This window comes from Olivibacter domesticus (genome assembly GCF_900109575.1).
Lineage (GTDB): Bacteria > Bacteroidota > Bacteroidia > Sphingobacteriales > Sphingobacteriaceae > Olivibacter > Olivibacter domesticus.
The window spans coordinates 697348-719524 of sequence record NZ_FOAF01000001.1 but is presented as its reverse complement, the minus strand read 5'-3'; the positions used below and the strand labels follow the sequence as shown (position 1 = coordinate 719524).

Sequence of the window (22177 nt, the reverse complement as noted above, 5' to 3'; positions counted from 1 at the left end):
AGATTTATGGAGAAGTGTGGGGTTGTTGGATATATACGCTCAGCTGTATTTGATGGCAATGGAGAAGTGATTCGCGGGCAGGAGGAAAAAATCAGGCATTATGCTGAACGATACAACCTGGATTTAGTAAAACTATTCGTTGATAATGGCGTTCCAGGTAATCGTACTAACCGCTGGGGCTGGGATGCTATGATGGAATATTTATCGAATGAAAGCAACAAGGCAAAATTTTTAGTTGTGTGTGATTTATGCAGGATATCCAGGGACTTCTATGAGTTTAATCATAAAGTTGAGCAATTACGGTTAAAGAGCATTAGAGTGCTTTCGGTAGATGGACAAGGGGAGAAAGCGAACGTTATTAACTCGGAATTGCTGCCTGACAAAAAGCAAAAAAGATTGAAGGCCTGAACGCAAAACGTTCTCTAAACTCAAATTTGAAAATTTTGTCCAACGATTTAGGCCAAATTTGGTATTTTCGGTGCTTTCCATGTTTATTTAACTTGTTTTTTATCAGACAATTATAAAATTCAATAGCCTACATCCCATCATTCTTATTTATGTATAACATTTACTTTGCTGGTGAAAAAATTATAGTGGCTATAGATAAAACGAGCGTTAAAATGCTGGACACAGAGCCATTGCTTAAATATTTTACCTTTATTGGATCTCAACCTGAAGAATATGTAGGATCGATTATGATTGGGTTTGGTGGTTATGATAATGATATCAGAGCTGTATATGAAATTCCGGAGATAAGGGAATTTTATGCTAACCTATATAACGATTTTCCAGCACTACTCCTTTTTCTCAGCAGGGAAGAGTTTGAAGGTAATTCAGCCTTTGAGATCTTTTTTTTAATGCTCACCGAATTAGATATAGCAAAGGAGAAAATTGGAGGTGCACTTTACAGGATAGATAAGGAACAATCGATTTTGCATGTAAGTACTAGTTTACGAGCAATAGGTAAATTATTGGAAGATGTTGATATATCAATTGACGAAAAGGTGAAAATGGTAAAAGATATTGAAAAAGCTTTTAAGGTAGTTTTCTCAGATAAGTAGCTGGTGAAGTAGTTTTTCTGTTTGTGCTTTCCCTGAAGAAAGTTATACAGAGCTGATAATTGGATTATTATTCAATGTCATGAAAGTGGAGTAGATTTTAAGTGTAGGGCTTATTTTGTTAAAGAGTTGGAAATGGAGTTAATGTGTCGCAGATAATTACCAAAGGAGGTTTGCTCCTTGATATTGATTATGATCGTCAAAGGGTTAACTCAAAACGGGAATCCCAGAAATTTCCTGAAGTTTAGTGAACTGATGCGCAATGGAAACTTATTGCAAAGGACAAGTGAATTTATATTCAACGGAAGGGACAAGTCCCACTGAATTTATGAAGGTGTTTTCAGACAGGCTTGCGAATGAAAAAGTAGAGAGAAAAAGAGGGCTTTCGTTATAAGGTTGTAGACAGTACCAGTGGGTTTAGGATGATGGATAGTAGTGAATTGGATAAAGTGCTTTTGATCCAGCAAGACCAAAAGTAATGACTGTCTTATAGCTCATTATGCCATAGAGTTTAAACTCACGTTGGTTCATTTGGACGCAGACTTTGATCAGATAGCAAAGCATACCAAATTAGCAACATGGAAACCACATTAAGTTGTAAAAGACTGGATTTACCTTTACAGATAGAATAACTAGGAAAGTAATTGATCTTGTAACCTTTCGTAATGCTACATTTTTTAGATCATATCGAAAATATTTAATACCAGCCTTTCGGCGGCAAATGGAAATACCGTCGAGAACCGGAATTTTCAATTATATTTACTTCTAAATTCTTTAAGTTGGAAAAGCTCTTAACCTTATATAATATAAAAACGGTTGGGTTTGTCGATAGTAGTCATGTAGAGCGCAAGTATGCATTCACCAGCAAGATGTTAGCCAATAATGTATTTATAGAATACTTTACGATTGATGAATTTGAGGAGATTAACGACGATTCTGAACCTCCTGAACATGGCAGTCGATTATCGGTTATTATGGAACATAGGAATAAATATTATGAATTCTTAATGTTTCACGACGCTATTGAAGTGGGAATTCCCATAATACTTTTGCAAACCATTATTTTCCTTATCAAATTGATTGAAGAAACCGAGCCGGATCAGCTTGTCGAATATCTTGCTGATGTTGCCACCGACCCATTAATTCCTCACGAGATACCGGAAAAAAAATTCAGAGATGCTGCACTCAAGATGCTAAAACTGAAACTTCAAACCGTTCAAAATTTAATTCAAGAAGATAACGCTGCCCGAAACTGAAAATTAATAAGTGTATAAGATCATCTCCAGTCAGATCAGATATTGGCTATTACAAATTAGAACTTCAGACGTTCGTAACGTCTCCAATGGTATTCCTATTTTTTTGGGAAAATTTTAAAAAAGAGAGTAATATTGACTAAAAACTTCATTTTGAAAAACGTCCATCCTGTAGTATTGCCAGTAGTTCTGGTTATACTAATAACTTTCAAGATTGTATTTATGGGAGCTGGCTTCCTAACCTGGTCAACATTCGTTTTGGGGCTTATTTGCATAGCGATAGGAATATCTAAAGCCCGTGACGAGAATAGAAAAAAGGAAGCAGAAGAAGTGCTGCAGATTGGTGAGAAATTGTAATTGCTGCTGATCACTCTGTATCCAGCCAATAACAAGAAACGTAGGTTTTTCGATACTAAGCTAGTTTTTTTGATCTACTATTAGCGCGCCTATGAACAAATTTACCATTCGTTAATGAAATATGTATCGCTTAACAGTACTCTGTGACTTTGGGTTGTTTGTGATATAGTACAAATTCCGAAGCCGCTACTCTAATGGTCATTCCAATGACGAAAAAGTTCCGCAGGAGTTATTTCTAAACCATTGCATAATGCGATGACAGTTGAAAGCTCGAGATTTACTTTTCCTTTGGTAATTCTTTGAACCTGGGTATATTCAAGACCCGACGCAAGGGCAAGCTTGCGAATACTAATACCCTTACTTTCTATTGCTTCCAACAATATTCTACCAAAATTCTGTAGGATTTCCTCTTTACTTTCCATCTGTGCCAATCTCTAATAATTTATTAAAAAAAACGATGTATGATCATACATCAATCTGGTATTTATTTTGTAACTTAGCATAAGATTATGTAGAGTATGATAACCAGAAAAAAAAGAAAAAAGAAGTTTGTAATAACTGATATTCATGGCGCGTATAAAGCTTTAAAACAGTGTTTGGAAAGGTCTAATTTCGATTACCATAATGATATTCTAATTCTCCTTGGAGATATTGTAGATGGTTATGATGAAGTTTTCGAGTGTCTGGAGGAACTGTTAAAAATAAAAAATCTGATTTCTGTAGCAGGCAATCATGATGTATGGTTTGACGAATTTGTAAGGACAGACTTCCATCCTATGTTTTGGAATTATGGAGGTCAAGGTACAATATTATCTTATCTCAGACATATGGATGGGAAAGGGATATGCCTTCCAACCCGAAGTGGATTTAAAACTTCCCTCAATGGTTCAGATATTCCTTTGTCACACAGACAATTTTTTCAAAATCAACAATTATATCACATCGATTCCGAAAACCGCTGCTTCGTTCATGCTGGATTTAAACGAAATATACCGTTTTTGGAACAGGAGAAGAAAGAATATTATTGGAATAGAGATTTGTGGACGGATGCTATGAGCTATAAATTTTCTGGACTGACGAGCGAAGAATTTGAAATGTCAACAAAGTTCGCAGAAATCTATATCGGTCATTCACCTACAACTCATTGGGACTCGGATAAGCCATTAACAGTATTTAATATTATGAATCTCGATACTGGCGCGGCCCATTCTGGGAGATTGACTATTATGGATATCGACAGCAAAAAATATTGGCAATCCGATCCAGTAAGAGAATTATACCCAGAAAATTATAGGGACTGATTACTTTTCGATATAGAGTGCTAATGCCTGCTGTGGCAGAAAAATTAATGAAGTGAGCTTCGTGATTTGTTCCTCATTTGTTCCTCAAATGTTCTTTGCTAGTCCCAGAATTTCCTATGTAAAGATTGCTTAGGATTTCAATTAACATCGCAATTACGTACATTGTATTTTTGTTTATTGTCAACGATTAAAATTGTGTGTGATGGGAAAAGTGAAGTTGAGAAAAAAACCAATTAGTAAGGGCAGGATGACTTTGTATTTAGATATTTATCCTCCAGTCCCAAATCTGAACAAGAAAAAGTTTATAAGGTTTCACTATTTGAGATTGTATATTTATCAGAGTCCAAAATTGAAGGTTGAAAAAACACACAATCGTGAAACTCTGAATCTTGCAAAAAACATATGTGCGAAAAGACAGTTAGAGATTCAGAACAGGTCAGTTTAATTTTGGTTTAGCCTTTATGGATTTTTAAGTGTGAGAGAAATTTATTGTTGTGATTAAAAGGGTTGGGGTTGGAAAATTTGGCTGAGGTTGTTGATAAAGGAATTTCTGAGGAAGAATTGGAAATTAATGAAGGTAAGAGTGAAGAGAAAATTTTAACGTTATTATCTAAAATTCTAGCTCGATACGTTTTAAAAGATATAGATAGAAAAGCAGCGGATAAAGATGAACTTCTGCATTAGGTAATAATAAGTTTTATATTGATTTCTTGTATGTTAAAATTATAAATTTATGAGTATAAAGGCAATTGCATATTTAAGGCTTTCAGGTCGTGATCAATCAAAAGAGTCTTTATCCAACCAGGAGAGAAATATCCGTTTTTATTGTGAAAGATATCATCTTGACTTGGTAGCTATGTATACAGATAATGGACATAGCAGTATGACCTTTGATCGTCCTGACTATAAGGCATTGGAAAGCTTTATAAAAAAACACAAAAGGGAAGTCAGGTATCTGATAGTAATGGATCATGATCGCTTCAGTAGAAGTTTAGTGGAAGCCCTGAATAAAATCGATGAGTTAGAGAACAAATATAATCTCAAAGTTTTGTCATGTAAAGAGGCCATTGATTTAGACACGAATGACCCTAATGTTTTTCTACAAAGGGCATTTGATTATTTAATTGCCAATACAGAGTTGTTACGGATTAGAAAGCGTACCATGGATGGAACTCTGCAGGCGCATTTGAAGGGAAGGTATGTGAATACCCCACCTTATGGATATATAAAGGAAATTGAGAAATCAATTGGCGATAAGGTAATGTTGAAGGTTGACGCTGAAAAGGCCGCTCATGTTCAGATGATTTTCAAGATGTATTTAGCAGGGCATCCAGTTGCCGTGATCCACAGAAGGTTAAAATCCTTGGGCTTCAAAAATAGCGGAAACAGTGCAATTGTTAGGATATTGGGAAATTGCTTGTACGCTGGATTGATTTTTATAAGGGCTGATAAATATAATCCCGATAAATACGTTCGGGGAATCCATCAACCATTGGTTAGTGAGTTTGATTTCTGGACTGCTCAAGAGGCTCTTGGAAATAAAAGAGTGGAAAAAACACAGCCTAAACACCTTTTTCCGCTGAGAGGAGTATTACGGTGTACCTGCGGGCGCTCAATGACAGCGGGTTACTCTAAAGGGAAAAGTAAATATTATTTATACTATAGGTGTATTGTTCATAATAACAAGAACTATTCCGGAGATCAGGTACATGAACATTTCCAAAAGCTATTGATGCAATTGTCTTTATCTGATCATCAACAGAAAATTATCGTTGATCAAGCACGTGCAATGGTAAAAAAAGAAGTCGGGGATTATACTGAGATTTTGACTTCTAGGAAGAAATCTCTTTCAGAGCTGAATAAAAAAATTGATTTATTAGAAGAAAAGTTCCTGGATGGGGATATCGATAATGAAAGCTACCGCAAATGGCTAAAAAAATATAGAGGCCAGATAGCAGCACTTCAGCATGAAATTGACCGAGGTGAGGAAATAAATCGCAACAACCCCTTAACGAAAATAGACGCTCTTCTACCAGAGATAAAGAATTTAAGAGGATTGTACAACATTGCTGGGCTGGAAGATCAACATGAACTTATTAGAGCGGTGTTCAAAGGAAAATTGAGCTATTGTGAAGGGGTATTTAGAACACCTGTGATCGTCCCGATGTTTGAAGATAACGCACTGAAAATCAATGAAAAAGGGTTGCTCATTTACGAGCAACCCAGTAAAATTTGGGAGGAACTCCCGTGCTGTACCCCGGAAGGGATTCGAACCCCTGACCCACGGTTTAGAAAACCGTTGCTCTATCCAACTGAGCTACCGAGGCCTGCTTCCTAAAAGCGATGCAAAACTAACAAATTCTTTTATTTCAACATACTTTTATCAAAAATATTTTTCAATTTTCTGTCTCCAAATAGATTTTAAGCACCTCCACATGGTTATGTTCTTTATTATGAGCGGCATAAAGTAACGTTACTATTTTATACGACCGCAGTAAGTCGACAAATTCATCTACTTTCTTTTTATTTTCTCTTAACTCTTCCAAATATCGCTTCTTAAAAACCTCCCATTTTTCATCTTCATGATCAAACCATTTTCGCAGAGTAGGAGAGGGAGCTACCTCCTTAAACCAAAAATCCAACCGAGTGTCATCCTTTTTAAATCCTCTTGGCCACAAGCGGTCTACTAAAATCCTAAAGCCATCGTGCTTATCTATCGGATCATAAATTCGTTTGACTTTATAAATAGGCATATTTCTTACCTTTAGGATGCCTAATATAACAATTATGATTGGCTATTGTGTGCATTATTAAACAATCGATTGCATTGGCTGGTGGGTGTCTTTGTTACACAATTATTTTAAATACATTTGTATATCTTACCAAATATGCTTTATTTTAGTGCGCTAATCATTAACAATCTATTTAAAGAGGCCAATTTAAACAACAAATGAAAAGAAAACTTGCCATTTTATTATTTCTAGCTACGTACAACTTATATTCTTACGCTCAAAACAACTCTTCTTATACTCAAAATATCGACGGTACTAAACTCAGCTTTGAGATGAAAGCCATTCCGAAGGGAACATTTGATATGGGCGATGATCAGGGTAATCCAGATGAAAAGCCTATTCATAAAATAACACTTGATGGTTTTTGGATAGGAACCTATGAAGTTACATGGGATCTGTTTGAACCGTTTTTATATAAAGATTATGAGGTCACGCAAAGTACAGGTGGTAAAGTTCCACCGAATGTCGACGCAGTAACAAGGCCTACAAAACCCTACCTTGATATGACCTTTGGTATGGGCAAAGAAGGTCATCCTGCTATTGCTATGACACATTATAATGCTATCCAATTTTGTAAATGGTTATACGAACGAACAGGTGTTTTTTATCGCTTACCAACAGAGGCAGAATGGGAATATGCATGCAGAGCAGGAAGTACAAGCAAATATACTTTTGGTGACGATGAGAAGAATTTAGGTGATTACGCTTGGTATGTAGCAAATAGTGATGGTGTAACACATAAAGTAGGAGAGAAGAAACCTAATGCATGGGGCTTATTTGATATGCATGGCAATGTTTCCGAATGGACTTATGATCAGTATGACGAAAAGTTTTATGCTTCCAGTCCTCAAGAAAACCCTGTCAATAAACCAACAAAATTATATCCACATAGTGTTAGAGGGGGAGCCTATGATGACGAAGCAATGGCTGTCCGTTCCGCATCAAGGTTAGCATCAGATCCTACTTGGAAACAATTGGATCCGCAAATTCCAAAAAGCAATTGGTGGTTTCCCGAAGCTCCTTTTGTAGGATTTCGCGTTGTAAGACCCCTAACGCCACCGTCAAAAGCAGAGATAGATGCCTATTACGATCAGCCTCCAATTGCCGACAAATAAATCAGATATAAAACAAACAATAAACCAAAAAAATGAATAAGTTCAAACTCCAACAACAAAGACGCGACTTTCTAAAGACTTCTGCCATGATTGCAGGAGGAACTATGCTAAGTAGCATCCCATTGATGGGACATTCGTCTGTAAATGACACTATCAAAATTGCTCTTGTAGGGTGTGGCGGTAGAGGTACAGGGGCTGCAACACAAGCGCTCTCCACTAAATTCAACCTCCAATTAGTGGCTATGGCCGACGCTTTTAAGGATAGGCTGGATGAAAGTTATAAAGACCTTAGCGAAAAATTTAAAGACAAAGTTAATATCCCGGAAGAGCATAAATTTGTTGGTTTTGACGCCTACGCTAAAGCGATTGCCTTGGCAGATGTAGTGATTCTAGCAACAACGCCAGGATTTAGACCGATTCATTTCGAAGAGGCTATTAAACAAGGGAAACATGTGTTTATGGAAAAACCAGTTGCCGTTGATGCACCTGGAATACGAAAGGTATTAGCCACAGCTGAAGAAGCAAAACGAAAAAAACTTAACGTCGTAGTCGGACTCCAACGTAGATATCAGTTAAATTATCGTGAAACCATAAAACGCATTCAAGATGGTGCTATCGGCGATATTGTAAGCGGTCAGGTATATTGGAATAGTGGCGGTGTGTGGGTTAGGCCACGCAAACCCGAACAAACTGAAATGGAGTATCAAATGCGTAATTGGTATTATTTCAATTGGCTTTGTGGAGACCATATTGTAGAGCAACATGTACATAATATAGATATTGCCAATTGGGTAAAAGGTTCTTATCCTGTGTCCGTACAGGGAACCGGAAGCCAAGCTTGGCGCAAAGGCAAAGACTATGGTGAGATTTATGATAACCATGCGGTAGAACTCACCTATGCCGATGGTTCAGTAATTTATAGTCAATGTCGTCATTTTGAGGGCACAAGCAATAAGGTAGATGAAACGTTTCAGGGCACAAAGGGGCGTACCTTCTTATCTGCAAGTAACGCTGGAAAATTGTGGGACCATAAGGGTAACTTACTATTTAGCCATCCCACAAAGGGGCAAGCAAACCCTTATCAAACCGAACATGATGAGCTCTTTGATACTATCAGTAAAGGGGAATACAAACACTGGGATGCTGAATATGGCGCAAAGAGCACATTGACAGGTATTATAGGCCGGTATGCAACATATTCCGGACAGGTGATAAAATGGGACGATGCTCTTAACGCAAACAACTCATTAATGCCAGAAACCTTATCATGGGATGCGAAACCTAAAATCCTTCCAGATGAAAGTGGTTTATATCCTGTAGCACAACCTGGTTTATTTCACTGGGATAAGGCGTAAAATTTATGTTTTCGTTATACAACAAAACAAGCAGGTTTTCTTTCACAAAAGGATTTGTTATCGTTCTTTTTGTATGCTTGTTTTGTTCTTTTAATGTACATGAAGAGCAAAAATACAGTTTAACGGGTTTGGCTCAAGGCACATCTTATAATATATCTTATTATTCAAACAATGAAAAGATAAAAAAAGAAACTGTTGATAGCATTTTAGCTGTAATCGACTCTTCCATGTCACTTTATAAACCCTATTCTGTCATTAATAAATTTAACAATAGTAAAGAGGGAATAGAGATAGATGAGAATTTTCGAACTGTTTTAAAAAAATCCCTCCAAGTTTATGATGACACACAAGGCGTATTCGATATCACAGTCGCTCCCTTAGTGCAAGCATGGGGTTTTGGAGTGAACGAAATAGATAACTATCCAACCCCAAGCACTATTAAAACCATAAAAAATTGTGTAGGATCAAACTTATTAAAACTTAACGGATCTTATCTTGCAAAGGTCAAACCTTGTGTTAAGATCGACATGAATGGTATAGCACAGGGTTATAGTGTCGATCTAGTGGCGGACTATCTGTTAAAACTAGGAATAAGTCAATTTGTTGTGGAAATTGGAGGAGAATTACGTATCAGTGGTGTAAAACCCGATGGAACGTTGATGCGGATAGGTATAGAAGGTCCTGGCGAGCATGATCAAACTCCTGAAATTAGGCATATAATAGGGCTCGAAAACGGCGCAATTACTACCTCAGGCAATTATCGTAAATTCAAACAGAATGGATCAAAAAAAATAACGCATCTCATTGATCCAAGAACTGGATACCCAATAGAAAACAACCTCATCAGCGTAACATTATATGCAAACAAAGCGATCACTGCGGATGGATATGATAATGCGATAATGGCAATGGATATTAAAAAAGCACTCAAATTTGTAGAAACTCATAACGAATTGGAAGCTTATATTATTTACCATAACGAGGAGGGCAAAGTGGTAGATACTATGACAACCGGATTTAAAAAATTACTGATAGACGAATAAGATATCAGCTGTAAGATAATGTCTTACCATTTATTAAAAAAAAATTGATTCACACAAACACGAAGTCATATCCATCGGTTCGAACTGATGTTTACACGAATAACAAAGAACTAACAACGAATAACACCAGACACTAATATGAAAAGAAGCGAATTTTTACAAAAAGGTTTGATAGCTACTGGAGCACTGGTTACAGGGAATGCGATCGCGACCAATGCGTCAACACCTGTAAATCCTACAGCAATAGCAGAAGGCAAAACATTCAATTTGAATTATGGACCGCATGATGGCATGTTTAAGAATACGGCCGGGGATAATTTCTTAGATCAGATACAATATATGCATGATCAAGGCTTTAGGGGGATAGAAGATAATGGGATGTCAGGGCGTTCGCCTCAAGAACAAGAAAAAATCGGAAACCTATTAGCTAAATTGGGTATGTCAATGGGCGTTTTCGTCTTGAACAAAGGCGGGAATGGAGCGAATACTTTAGCAGCTGGAAAACAAGAATATCTTGATGTATTTCTTAAGGGTTGTAAAGATGCCGTAGAGATATCTAAACGTTGTGGAGGTAAGTTAACTACTGTTGTGCCAGGTGATTTTCATAGAAATCTCTCACTCGATCTACAAACGGCAAATGTGATTGATGCTTTGCGAAAGGGCGCTGAAATATTGGAACCGCATAATATTGTAATGGTTTTAGAACCACTTAGCGATACGCCTGATTTGTTTTTAAGAACCTCTAATCAAACCTATTTAATTTGTAGAGGGGTAAATAGCCCATCATGTAAAATATTATACGATGTATATCATATGCAGCGCAATGAAGGTGATTTAATTGCTAATATGGAAAGAACTTGGTCTGAAATAGCTTATATCCAAACAGGTGACAATCCAGGTCGTAAAGAACCAACAACAGGTGAAATAAATTATAAAAATCTCTTTAAGTACCTACACGAAAAGGGATATAAAGGAGTAGTGGGTATGGAGCATGGTATATCTGGAAAAGGCAAAGAAGGGGAGGAACGTTTAATTGCAGCTTATCGAGAAGTAGATGCTTTTATGTAAAATAAAAAAGGGACGCACACAATGCGTCCCTTTCGATTGATTATAAATTTAAAAAAATTTATTTCTTTGTCGTATCTCTCTTTAAACTCTCCTTAACATTTTGATAACCTTCTTTGGTTTTGTCAGCTACTTTACTTGCTGCATTTTTCACATCGGTTCCTGCCGATTTTGCAGCACTACCTACGTCTTTTGCAGCAGCATTTAAATCTTCTTTAATGTTTTCACCTGCTGATTTAGCATCAGCTTTGGCTTCTTCTGTGGCTGCGTCGATATCTTTTTTTGCCTCTTGTCCAGCAGAATCAATACTGTTTATTCCGCTGTCTATTTTCTGACCTACCGTTTCTGAATCTGTTACACCTTCCACAATAGTGTCTGAAGAAGAAGTCGTTTCAGTATTTGATGAATTATTACAGGCCGAAAAGGCTAACGCTGCTGCAACAGCAGCTACTAAAGTAAATTTTTTCATAGTCAATTTATTTTTCTCAACTTGAACAATTTAAGTGCCAAAATGTTTGAATAGAGCCTCTTTCTTGCAACCAGTCATGCCTAACACATTAAATATAAATCAATTACATACAATTCTTGTATCTATGCAAAGAAGCTCAATACTCAAAAAATAGGTCACTCTTAGCTATTTGACTATTAATCACTAAGAATAGATTTCTTTTTTTGCCGCAGCAAGGGTATTTTTTAATAAACCTACAATGGTCATTAACCCTACGCCACCAGGTACCGGCGTAATAAATGATGATTTGGACGCTACTGAATCAAAATCGACATCTCCAAAAAGTTTGTAGCCCGACTTAGTAAGTGTGCTTATTTCCCTATTTATTCCAACATCTATAATCACCGCGCCTTCCTTTACCATATCAGCGGTTATAAAGTTTTTCCTTCCAATGGCAGCAATAATTAAATCGGCACGAAGCACTTCTTCTTTTAAATTTTTAGTCTTACTATGCGTTAATGTCACCGTGCAATTGCCCGGTTGTGCATTTCTTGCTAATAAAATGCTCATTGGGCTACCTACAATATTACTCCGACCTACCACAACGGCATTCATTCCTGCTGTATTGATCTTATAGTAATCTAACATAAGCATTATTCCATAAGGAGTGGCGGGTATGAAACACGGAAGATTTCGTTGCATCCGGCCTAAATTGACTGGATGGAAACCGTCTACATCTTTTCTATAATCGATGGCTTCTGTAATTTCTTCAGGATTAATATGTTTTGGTAAAGGTAATTGAACGATCAAACCATCAACTGTCTCATCTTGGTTTAACTCTTTTATTTTGTTGATAAGCGCTTCTTGTGTTATATCGTCCTCATAATGGATATTTGTTGAATCAAAACCTACCTGCTGGCAATTCCGCATTTTACTTGCAACGTAAGTTTCACTACCACCATCATGTCCTACTAAAATAGCAACCAAATGAGGTTTTCGACCATTTGCTCTTAGAAATGCCTCCGCTTCTCTCGCGATGTCCTGCTTTATTTTTTCTGATACAAGTTTACCGTCTAATAATTGCATTTTTCTTATTAGTTGTTAGTTATTAGTTATTAGTTATTTGTCGATTAGTGTTGGCTATATGGCCAATAACAAATAACGAGCAACAAGTAACCAAGATTAATCTAATTTCAACACTGCCATAAATGCTGATTGTGGTATTTCAACATTTCCAACTTGGCGCATTCTTTTCTTTCCTTTTTTCTGTTTTTCTAATAGCTTACGCTTTCTAGAGATGTCACCACCATAACATTTAGCGGTTACATCTTTACGTAAGGCTCTTACATTTTCACGGGCGATTACTTTTGCACCAATAGAGGCCTGAATAGCGATTTCAAATTGTTGACGTGGTAAAAGTTCTCTAAGCTTTTCACAGATTTTCTTGCCAAAATCATAGGAATTACTTCTATGGATCAAAGAAGAGAGCGCATCAACGGGCTCCCCATTCAGACGGATGTCTAATCTAACTAAATCAGATTGTCTGTATCCAATCTGATGATAATCAAAAGACGCGTATCCTTTAGAGATCGTTTTTAATTTATCATAAAAATCAAATACAATTTCACCCATCGGCATTTCAAAAACAAGCTCCACACGATCCGCTGTAAGATAACTTTGATTAATGATCACACCTCGCTTTTGAATACATAAAGACATCACAGGCCCAACAAATTCGGCTTTTGTAATGATATTAGCCTTTATGTAAGGTTCTTCAACAAATTCCATTTTACTTGGGTCGGGAAGATCTGAGGGATTATTTACCTTAACCTCACCATCTTTGGTTGTATGTGCAATATAAGAAACGTTTGGTACAGTTGTAATAACCGTCATATCAAATTCTCGTTCCAGACGCTCCTGAATAATTTCCATATGCAACATCCCTAAAAATCCACAACGGAAACCAAAGCCCAAAGCAGCAGAAGATTCAGGTTCGAACACTAAAGATGCGTCATTGAGCTGCAAACGGTGCATACTCTCACGAAGTTCTTCGTAATCTTCCGTATCTACCGGATAAATTCCGGCAAACACCATGGGCTTAACTTCTTCAAATCCTTTTATGGCATCATTACTGGGTCTTGCAAGATGCGTAATAGTATCTCCAACTTTTACCTCTCTTGCTTCCTTAATCCCAGAAATAATGTACCCTACATCACCTGTCCGTATTACATCTTTTGGTACTTGATTAAGCTTTAAGGTACCTATTTCATCAGCTATATATTCTTTACCTGTAGCAATAAATTTCACCTTATCATTCTTTCGTATTTCACCATTCTCCACTTTAAAGTAGGCCATGATACCACGAAACGAATTGAATACTGAATCAAATATTAAGGCTTGCAAAGGTGCTTCCGGGTCACCTACGGGAGCAGGAACTCGCTCAACAATTGCTCTTAAAATATCTGGTACTCCCAAACCTGTTTTTCCGGATGCTGGAATAATATCTTCCCTTTTACCTCCAATAAGATCTATTATCTGATCTTTCACCTCTTCTGGCATAGCGCCAGGCAAGTCCATTTTATTTAAGATAGGTATAATTTCTAAGTCGTGCTCTAACGCTAAATATAAATTTGATATCGTTTGCGCTTGAATACCCTGCGAAGCATCTACAATTAACAATGCACCTTCACAGGCTGCAATTGAACGGGATACTTCATATGAAAAATCAACGTGGCCGGGAGTATCAATTAAGTTCAGAATATATTCCTGTCCGTCGTAGTTATAATTCATCTGTATCGCGTGGCTTTTAATCGTAATACCACGCTCACGCTCTAAGTCCATATTATCCAATAACTGCGCTTGTGCTTCACGCTGGGTAATAGTGTTGGTAAATTCTAATAAACGGTCGGCCAAGGTACTCTTACCATGGTCTATATGGGCAATAATACAAAAATTGCGGATGTGCTTCATGTAGGCAAAAAAAATGCGTGCGTATTAAACGGCAAAGATAATTTTTTAGTCTTAATATTTCACTATACTTCGTCTATAAAACTATTTAGAGTCTGTTTAAATTTATATTGTAAAAATGTCTATAGCTTATTTTAAGCGAAACGAGGCATGTTTTTGAAGAGCTAGCAGGGCTTCTATCTCAAGAAAACATAACGAAGTTGCAGCCAAAAAGAAGCATAAACAAATTATTAGGTGAATTTTAAATAAGCTCTTAGATTAACAACGTAAAAAATATAGCACTCATCCGAATCAGATTTTAGGATGTTTACCCATTATAAGCGAAGAAATCGTCTGCATAAATTGGATTATAAAAGCTTTTTACTTATGTTAGAATCTATTATAATTTTAACAATATGTTTCTCTCTGCTGATTTTGTAAATAATGTAGAATTAAGCGTAAACCAATTAATTGGAACTGATTTTCATCTTGAAAATATTTTACCCGTAGCGGGGGGTGATATCAATCATTGCTATCAAGTTCAAGGAAAAAATCAATCGTTCTTTTTGAAAGTTAATAATGCTAAATCATTTCCTAATCTTTTTATACTAGAAAGAGAAGGATTAAAAATGATAAAGAAAATAGGAGGGGCTGTTGTTCCGGAATTGTTAGTAGCCGGACAATATAAAGATGATATCTTTCTATTAATGACCTGGATTAACCGAGGGGAAGACAGTCAAACAGCGCAAGAAAAACTAGGAAGAATGCTTGCCCTTCTTCATAAAAACACACATGATTTTTTTGGTTTGGACTATAACAATTACTTAGGTTCTTTACCTCAAAGTAATACAGGTCATCGGAAATGGTCGGATTTCTTTATAGAAGAGCGGCTTCAAAATCAACTGATAAGATCAAAAACAAATGGTATCGCCTCCACTGATTTGCTTAACAAGTTTGACAAGTTATTTGCGAAGATTCCCCAGTTATTTCCCAACGAATTTCCCGCGCTCTTACACGGTGATCTGTGGAATGGAAATTATATGATTGACAATAAAGGTACACCTTATTTGATAGATCCGGCGGTTTATTATGGTCATAGAGAAATGGATATTGCCTTGACGAAACTCTTTGGTGGCTTTAGCCAACGTTTTTATGATGCCTATCAAGAAGTTTTCCCGCTTGAGAAGGATTGGCAAAAACGTGTAGATTTATGTAATCTATATGTGCTTCTTTTTCATGCCAATGTCTTTGGGGGAAGTTATATACATCAGGTAGAGCAAATTGTGGAAAAGTATATAACCAAATAAGCTTCTCCTCCAAACAAACCTTATCTTCATTTGTTGCAATAAGCACAGTCACTAAATTTGAACAAATGGAAAATTTAATTAATGAATTAATTCAGAAGGCAGGCCTTTCTCCAGAGATGGCTCAAAAAGCTACTTCAGTTGTATTAGAGTATGTGAATAACAATTTACCTGACTCACTGAAGGGAAAAGGCGAAAGCTTGTTGAGTGGTAATTTTGACGTTAAGTCGCTTTTAGGCGATAATGCAGAAGGAGGAGACGGACTAATTGACAAAGTGAAAGGAATGTTTAGTTAATAAAATAAGCAGCATGGTATTTTCATGCTGCTTATTTTATTAGTGCCACCTAGTTTTATGAGCTATCCAGCTTGTTAATTCAATTTTTTATATTTTAAGCGTATCGAATTTCCAATAACGACTACATCGGAGCAGGCCATCGCCAAAGCCGCTAGCATCGGACTTAAAAAGCCGAAAGCTGCTAACGGAATAGCAAATATATTATAAAAAAATGCCCAAAATAAGTTTTGCTTAATAGTGAGTAATGTGTGTTTCCCTACTCGGAGTAAGGTAATAATAGATTTTAAATCGTTATTTAACAAGACCACTTTAGCCGATTGGATAGCAACTTGACTGGCATTTCCTAATGATATCCCCACATTAGCGGTAGTGAGAGCTGGGCCATCGTTTATTCCGTCACCCACCATAGCTGTTTTACCCTTTCGCTTCAAATCTTCAATAATGGATAATTTTTCATGTGGCAACTTTTCAGCATAAACTTCTCCAATACCTATTTTTTTGGCCAGTGCCTCACATTTTTCCTTTCTATCTCCACTCAATAATACCGCTGTGATACGGTTTTCTTTTAGTGTTTGTATCAAATCAGCCGCACCTGGTTTCAATTCATCTTCAATAGCAATTTTGGCTACAGGTAAGTCATTCTTTAACAGGAAAATATCGTATCCTTGAGCATATTCGACGTCAACAAGGTGTTTGGATCCTATTTGATAGCTGTTCCCTTCACTGTCAATCCCTTTCATGCCAACACCTTTTTCTTCCTTCACCTCTGTAAATATTACTTTCTCCTTGGCCTTTTCCTGGAAGGCATTTACCAGTGATTTGGCTATAGGATGATTGGAATGGTTCTCTAAGCCAAGTATGATAGCGGCAATTTCGGCTTCCCTTAGCTCACTATGCATGGCTCGTATGCTAAAGTTACCAGAAGTTAGTGTGCCTGTTTTATCAAAAACCATATAAGCTAAATCATTCATTTCTTCTACCGTTTCACCACCTTTAATTAACACACCGTTTTTAGCACTTCTGCCCAAACCCACCATCACAGCAGTTGGCGTAGCCAAACCCATTGCACAAGGGCATGAAATCACCATAACAGCAATAGCGTTCATGAGCGACTGCCTAAAACTTACATCAAATGCAAAATAGGCAAGTAAAAAAGTAATAACGGCTACTCCGATTACAATAGGCACAAAAATGCCTGCAACTTTATCTCCCAAGCGCTGTATAGGAGGCTTAGAAGCCTGTGCCCGCTTCATTAAATCTATAATCTGCGCAAGCACCGTTTTATTCCCCACCTTGGTGGCTGTTATTCTTATACTGCCCCGTGCTACAATTGTTCCACCAATAACACTGTCATATTTAGTTTTTTCAATAGGTACACTTTCCCCTGTAAGCATGGACTCATTTACAGACGCTTCACCCCATAAAATATCACCATCTGTTGGTACTTTGTCTCCTTCATTCACCAATAAAGTATCGCCAACAGAAATATCTTTGGCATCTATTGTTTCAATTTCACCGTTTACAACCCTTCTTGCTGTACTCACCTGAATTTTCATGAGGTCTTTAACAGCAGACGTTGTTTGAGCTACCGACCTTTTCTCAAATACATTTCCTAACAATACAAGGGTAATAATAGTGGCTGACGTTTCATAAAACATATACTGAGGACCGAGATTTAATATGGTTCCGATTAGACTATATATAAATGCAGAGCTGGAGCCTACAAAAATAAGCACATCCATATTCGGTACGCCTCCCCGAACAGAATTGATAGCACTTTTCCCGAAATATGCACAACCAAGGATAAAGACTGGTAAGCATAAAATCAACTGTACATATGGATTATGTAACCAAGGAAGAGGTAAAAACATATGAGAAAAGAGCGGTAGGGTAAAAAATAGGCTAAACAGAAATTTATGCTCTATCTTAGCAAGAAAACCCTTTTTTATATCAGGCAGCTCTTCTTGCTGTACTCTAAAACCTAAACCCTCTATATCGGCGATAACTTGAGGTACATTCACAAGCTCTTGAGAAGAAAATTTCACTTCCTCGTTAGCGAAACTAACAAAAACATTTTGGTAACCTTTTTTTTCTAGCAATTTATGCACCGAGAGCGCACAATTGTTACAGTGCATTCCGGTCACATGAAGTTCAACTAATTTATCTTGTTCCTGCATAGCTCTTTTTTTTACATCAAATCGGCAATTAACTAATTGCTAATAGATTACGTCTATTGGTTTTTGTTTTCCTTTACAAAAATAAATCTCATGATAATAATACCCAATAACAAAACAAGGTATTAATGGTACTTATTAAGGATTTTCGTAATTTTGTTCCATTAATTATAAAATATGAACGTCGTATCTAAGGAACATATCCCTATTTATAATGTATCTTCTATTTCTGAAGGTCATTCAGACGATTTTAGTATCGTCAAACTAACATATGGACATGAGCGATATGAAAAAACTACACATCCCCATAGGCATGACCATTATACGTTGCTGGTTTTATGTGAAGGTACAACTAAACAATTCATAGATTTCAAAGAATATGAGGCAAAAGATGCTGCTTTATTATTTATACGGCCGGGTCAGGTGCACTATGAAGTTAATCCCGGCAATGCTACCATGTATCTTATTACTTTTACGGGAGAATTTCTGTTTTCCTATGCAGCAGATAATCATTGGGATCAGCAATTCAATACCAACCTATTCTCTTTAAAACAATCTGAGCTACAAAGCCTGTTACCATTTTTGCGACTAATAGAGGAAGAGCATCGTGTTCTTCAACAAAACAAATCTATCGTAGCGCATATATTACTGGCAACGCTTGAAAAGACTGAGACTTTCATAGCATCACATGCGAGGCTAACTGGTAGAAAACGGTACAGCTTATTGATGCGGAATTTCATTTTACTAGTAGAGGAAAATTTCCTTAAAGAAACAAAGGTAATAGATTATGCGTCTAAGCTATATATTTCGGCAGGACATTTAAATGATGTAGTAAAAGAAATGGCAGGAACCAATGCAAAAACGCTAATTGACGAGAGGAGGGTTCTGGAAGCTAAGAGATTGTTGTTTTGGACACAACTACCGATACGGGAGGTAGGATGGAAAATTGGTTTTGAAGACCCAGCATATTTTACCCGCTTCTTTAAAAAACACACGGGCAAATTACCCGCTGCATTTCAAAGAGATATACAAAAAAATATTCATCCTCAAGATCTATGAACGCGCAATTAGAATATATAGCAAAAACAAACCATATGAAAAGAGATCTCCTGATACTTTTTGTTAAAATTCTTTTATTTGTACCTTTAACTTACACACTTGTAGAGTATAAATCCTACTACGATCAAGCACCTTTATTGGGAAGGCTGGCTTATTCATTAAACGTTTTCTTATCGGCCAATATATTTATTTCGAGTTTGCGGATTATACTAATCTCTTGGTACAAACGGCGATCTACATTTTCTCATACAAGCACAAGAGGAAGTTTTGTATTAGGTATAAATAGAATTGCCTCTGTGCTTAACGCGATTGTTATATTTTTCAGCTTAATGATGGTCTTTAAAATTAATCCGAAAGATTTTTTAACTAGCATAACCATTGTCGCGGCAGCTATTGCCTTAATATTCAAAGATTATATTACGAATATGATCAGTGGATTGATTATTATGTTTTCGGATCAATTAACGTTAGGAGACTACATTAAAATAGGAGAGTATGAGGGGCAGATAATCGATATTACATTGGTTAACATTGTCATAAACAATGACGATGACGACATCGTTATGATACCTAATAATTTTGTATTTACCACTAATATCGTTAATCAGTCATTTCAGAATTCGAGAAAAGTCAGCGTTGAGTTCGACCTTACCCTTAATCATACAATGGATCGCGAAGAACTAAAGAGACGATTAGGGCAGCTGCTTGACAAGCATAGCAATGAAGTACTCGAAAACAGCATGAAACTAAAAGTACTTTCCGTACAAAAAGATGTTGCTAAATATAAAATCCAATTTACCCTAACGAACCATGGTAAAACACAATCTCAGTTTATTAAAAATATTGTACTGAACGAAGTATTGAAAATTGGAAACGAAACCTAGTGTTTTTTTGCGGAAAAAAAAGAAAATTATACCTTTCTTAATTTCACTCCTTTAACAAAATGATGACTTCCCTTTTCAAGGATAAGATTTGCCCTAAAGCGTGTAGGTAGAATGTTTTTAATCAAGTTCGGTTTATTTATCAAGTCCCAAATATTATTTGCTAAAGCTAGTGTCTCCTTTTCAGATAAGCTAGCATAGCGATGGAAGTAAGAGTTAGGACTCTGAAAAGCAGTACGTTGTAATTGTCTAAAACGCGAAACATACCATTCAAGTAAATTCTTCTCATTTGCATGCACGTATATAGAGTAATCAAAAAAATCAGAAACGAACACCTGTGGACCTATATGTTTCTCACTTAAATTTACCTGTAATACATTTATACCCTCCACTAGCACAATATCCGGATTTGATATCTCCTGAACCTCGCCTTGCGTAATATCATATTCCAAGTGCGAGTAAATTGGAACAGTTAAATCCTCTTTACCTGCTTTAACGTCAGCTAAAAAATTAATGAGTCTTTTTGTATTATAACTCTCTGGAAACCCCTTTCTGTTCATGATGCCGCGCTCTTCCAGAATTCGATTAGGATAAAGAAAGCCGTCCGTTGTTACCAAAGCTACATTAGGTTTATTTGGTAAGAGAGACAAAACTTTTTGCAAAACCCGGGCAGTTGTACTTTTCCCCGCTGCAACACTTCCAGCAATACCTATAATAAAAGGGGATCGCTTCCTCCCGCTATTCAGGTATTTATTTTCAGCTTCGTAAAGCTTATTGGCATAATCTATATGGATATTCAGCAGATGGGAGAGGGGGAAATAGACTTCCTGTATTTCCTCTAAATTCAATGGTTCATTTAATGCATGAAGCTTCCCGATATCCTCATTAGATAAAGAAAAATTAAGTACACCATTCAGTGCTTTCCATTCGTCCCTATTAAGACTAACATAAGGGGAATATTGTTCTTTCTTTTCTATATCGGTCATATCCTGCCGTTTAATTTGCACACGCAAACCTAATAATTCAAAAGTGAAAATTCAAAAGTAAAAAGCTATAAGATTATTGCCTTTCATATTCATCACTTATTACTCAACATTCATCACTTAAAACCCCACTAAATCACCAAGTTATTTAAGGCAATAAATTGCTATCTACTACCACTGGGTTAGAAAGAACTTTATGTACCGGGCATAGCTCCGCTATCTGGAGTAAACGCTTTCGTTGAGCATCATCCAAATTTCCAATCAACTTAATATGGTTTTTTATATAAGTTGTTTGTTGATGACTACTAGGCACGACCTCCATGTTTACCGAAATAACTACCTCCTGAAGATCCCACTGCTTCCTGTCTGCGTACATCCGTAAAGTAATAGCAGTACAAGACCCTAAACTCGCTAATAGAAGCTCTTTTGGCCCCAAACCCTGATCAGTACCCCCCATTGTTTCCGGTTCATCAGCAATAAGGAGATTTCGCCCATTACTCACTTCCGTTTTATACTTTTCTTTTCCTATAGTAACGGTAACATTTAATTCGGACATTTCGTTTTATTTGTTGTTAGTTATTTGTTATTCGTTATTGGTTAATAGTATCAAGACATAAGTAGCAGGTATCAAGATTATATTAGTTGCGCGTTATCAGTTATTAGTTACGAGCATTAAATTTTTAGTTTTGATTTTACCTAAATTGCTGATCACTACTTAACTAATCAACTATTTAACCATTTAACTAC

Annotated in this window: 23 protein-coding genes, 1 tRNA gene and 1 pseudogene; 16 read left to right on the top strand and 9 right to left on the bottom strand. The window is 36.6% G+C overall.

Features of this window, described 5'->3' with window-relative positions; translation table 11 throughout:
* Window positions 1-6: 6 nt before the first annotated feature.
* From BMY50_RS02975 to BMY50_RS02960, 4 genes are all read left to right on the top strand, one after another.
* Entirely contained in the window at window positions 7-408 is a 402-nt protein-coding gene (locus BMY50_RS02975; protein WP_093318133.1) for a recombinase family protein, read from the top strand.
* Between the two features lie 149 nt (window positions 409-557).
* Window positions 558-1061 (top strand): hypothetical protein, encoded by a 504-nt coding sequence (locus BMY50_RS02970; RefSeq protein ID WP_093318131.1) that lies wholly within the window; start codon window positions 558-560, stop codon window positions 1059-1061.
* A gap of 776 nt (window positions 1062-1837) precedes the next feature.
* Window positions 1838-2314: a hypothetical protein gene (locus tag BMY50_RS02965; protein ID WP_093318128.1), complete on the top strand. Its 477-nt coding sequence runs from the start codon at window positions 1838-1840 to the stop codon at window positions 2312-2314.
* Between the two features lie 150 nt (window positions 2315-2464).
* Window positions 2465-2668: a hypothetical protein gene (locus BMY50_RS02960; RefSeq protein WP_139202174.1), complete on the top strand. Its 204-nt coding sequence runs from the start codon at window positions 2465-2467 to the stop codon at window positions 2666-2668.
* A gap of 191 nt (window positions 2669-2859) precedes the next feature.
* Here BMY50_RS02960 and BMY50_RS02955 read toward each other — a convergent pair whose 3' ends face one another.
* Complete coding sequence (locus tag BMY50_RS02955; RefSeq protein WP_093318124.1) at window positions 2860-3090, bottom strand: helix-turn-helix domain-containing protein; 231 nt, start codon at window positions 3088-3090, stop codon at window positions 2860-2862.
* Between the two features lie 96 nt (window positions 3091-3186).
* Between BMY50_RS02955 and BMY50_RS02950 the strand changes: the two genes are divergently transcribed.
* The 4 genes and pseudogenes from BMY50_RS02950 to BMY50_RS28700 all read left to right on the top strand — a co-directional run.
* The gene (locus BMY50_RS02950; protein ID WP_093318122.1) at window positions 3187-3969 is read left to right on the top strand and encodes a metallophosphoesterase; all 783 of its coding nucleotides are present in this window, start codon (window positions 3187-3189) and stop codon (window positions 3967-3969) included.
* A 202-nt stretch (window positions 3970-4171) separates the two neighbouring features.
* Window positions 4172-4414, top strand: coding sequence for a hypothetical protein (locus BMY50_RS28705; protein ID WP_093318121.1), 243 nt, complete (start codon window positions 4172-4174; stop codon window positions 4412-4414).
* 68 nt (window positions 4415-4482) lie between these two features.
* Window positions 4483-4653, top strand: a complete 171-nt coding sequence (locus tag BMY50_RS28075; protein ID WP_162276514.1) for a hypothetical protein — start codon at window positions 4483-4485, stop codon at window positions 4651-4653.
* 49 nt (window positions 4654-4702) lie between these two features.
* Window positions 4703-5491 (top strand): annotated as a pseudogene (locus tag BMY50_RS28700) (recombinase family protein); the annotation flags it as partial.
* Window positions 5492-6222: 731 nt separating this feature from the next.
* On the opposite strand, the gene BMY50_RS02935 reads toward BMY50_RS28700, so the two are convergent.
* Window positions 6223-6296 (bottom strand) — tRNA-Arg (locus tag BMY50_RS02935).
* A 69-nt stretch (window positions 6297-6365) separates the two neighbouring features.
* Window positions 6366-6722, bottom strand: coding sequence for a DUF488 domain-containing protein (locus BMY50_RS02930; RefSeq protein ID WP_093318120.1), 357 nt, complete (start codon window positions 6720-6722; stop codon window positions 6366-6368).
* 197 nt (window positions 6723-6919) lie between these two features.
* Between BMY50_RS02930 and BMY50_RS02925 the strand changes: the two genes are divergently transcribed.
* The 4 genes from BMY50_RS02925 (at window position 6920) to BMY50_RS02910 (ending at window position 11342) form a co-directional block, all read left to right on the top strand.
* Window positions 6920-7876, top strand: a complete 957-nt coding sequence (locus tag BMY50_RS02925; RefSeq protein WP_093318118.1) for a formylglycine-generating enzyme family protein — start codon at window positions 6920-6922, stop codon at window positions 7874-7876.
* Between the two features lie 32 nt (window positions 7877-7908).
* A complete protein-coding gene (locus BMY50_RS02920) occupies window positions 7909-9231 on the top strand; it encodes a Gfo/Idh/MocA family protein (RefSeq protein ID WP_093318116.1) in 1323 nt (440 codons plus the stop codon).
* 5 nt (window positions 9232-9236) lie between these two features.
* Entirely contained in the window at window positions 9237-10274 is a 1038-nt protein-coding gene (locus BMY50_RS02915; protein ID WP_093318114.1) for an FAD:protein FMN transferase, read from the top strand.
* Between the two features lie 138 nt (window positions 10275-10412).
* Window positions 10413-11342, top strand: a complete 930-nt coding sequence (locus BMY50_RS02910) for a hydroxypyruvate isomerase family protein (protein WP_093318113.1) — start codon at window positions 10413-10415, stop codon at window positions 11340-11342.
* Window positions 11343-11400: 58 nt separating this feature from the next.
* Here the strand turns inward: BMY50_RS02910 and BMY50_RS02905 are convergent, their stop codons facing one another.
* From BMY50_RS02905 to lepA, 3 genes are all read right to left on the bottom strand, one after another.
* Window positions 11401-11808, bottom strand: a complete 408-nt coding sequence (locus BMY50_RS02905) for a hypothetical protein (RefSeq protein WP_093318111.1) — start codon at window positions 11806-11808, stop codon at window positions 11401-11403.
* A 183-nt stretch (window positions 11809-11991) separates the two neighbouring features.
* Window positions 11992-12873, bottom strand: coding sequence for a bifunctional 5,10-methylenetetrahydrofolate dehydrogenase/5,10-methenyltetrahydrofolate cyclohydrolase (locus BMY50_RS02900; protein WP_093318110.1), 882 nt, complete (start codon window positions 12871-12873; stop codon window positions 11992-11994).
* 96 nt (window positions 12874-12969) lie between these two features.
* Complete coding sequence (gene lepA / locus BMY50_RS02895; protein ID WP_093318106.1) at window positions 12970-14757, bottom strand: translation elongation factor 4; 1788 nt, start codon at window positions 14755-14757, stop codon at window positions 12970-12972.
* Between the two features lie 392 nt (window positions 14758-15149).
* On the opposite strand from lepA, the gene BMY50_RS02890 reads away from it, so the two are divergent.
* Complete coding sequence (locus BMY50_RS02890) at window positions 15150-16040, top strand: fructosamine kinase family protein (RefSeq protein WP_093318104.1); 891 nt, start codon at window positions 15150-15152, stop codon at window positions 16038-16040.
* Window positions 16041-16105: 65 nt separating this feature from the next.
* Window positions 16106-16333: a hypothetical protein gene (locus BMY50_RS02885; protein ID WP_093318102.1), complete on the top strand. Its 228-nt coding sequence runs from the start codon at window positions 16106-16108 to the stop codon at window positions 16331-16333.
* Between the two features lie 74 nt (window positions 16334-16407).
* On the opposite strand, the gene BMY50_RS02880 is transcribed toward BMY50_RS02885, so the two are convergent.
* Window positions 16408-18510 (bottom strand): heavy metal translocating P-type ATPase, encoded by a 2103-nt coding sequence (locus tag BMY50_RS02880; protein WP_093318100.1) that lies wholly within the window; start codon window positions 18508-18510, stop codon window positions 16408-16410.
* Between the two features lie 174 nt (window positions 18511-18684).
* Between BMY50_RS02880 and BMY50_RS02875 the strand changes: the two genes are divergently transcribed.
* Window positions 18685-19566 carry a helix-turn-helix domain-containing protein gene (locus BMY50_RS02875; RefSeq protein WP_093318098.1) on the top strand — a complete coding sequence of 294 codons (882 nt, stop codon included), beginning with the start codon at window positions 18685-18687 and terminating at the stop codon, window positions 19564-19566.
* 35 nt (window positions 19567-19601) lie between these two features.
* The gene (locus tag BMY50_RS02870; protein ID WP_162276513.1) at window positions 19602-20450 is read left to right on the top strand and encodes a mechanosensitive ion channel family protein; all 849 of its coding nucleotides are present in this window, start codon (window positions 19602-19604) and stop codon (window positions 20448-20450) included.
* Window positions 20451-20476: 26 nt separating this feature from the next.
* Here the strand turns inward: BMY50_RS02870 and coaA are convergent, their stop codons facing one another.
* Both coaA and BMY50_RS02860 read right to left on the bottom strand, forming a co-directional pair.
* Complete coding sequence (coaA, locus tag BMY50_RS02865) at window positions 20477-21433, bottom strand: type I pantothenate kinase (protein WP_093318089.1); 957 nt, start codon at window positions 21431-21433, stop codon at window positions 20477-20479.
* Between the two features lie 145 nt (window positions 21434-21578).
* Window positions 21579-21986, bottom strand: coding sequence for an OsmC family protein (locus tag BMY50_RS02860; RefSeq protein ID WP_093318088.1), 408 nt, complete (start codon window positions 21984-21986; stop codon window positions 21579-21581).
* Window positions 21987-22177: the final 191 nt, after the last annotated feature.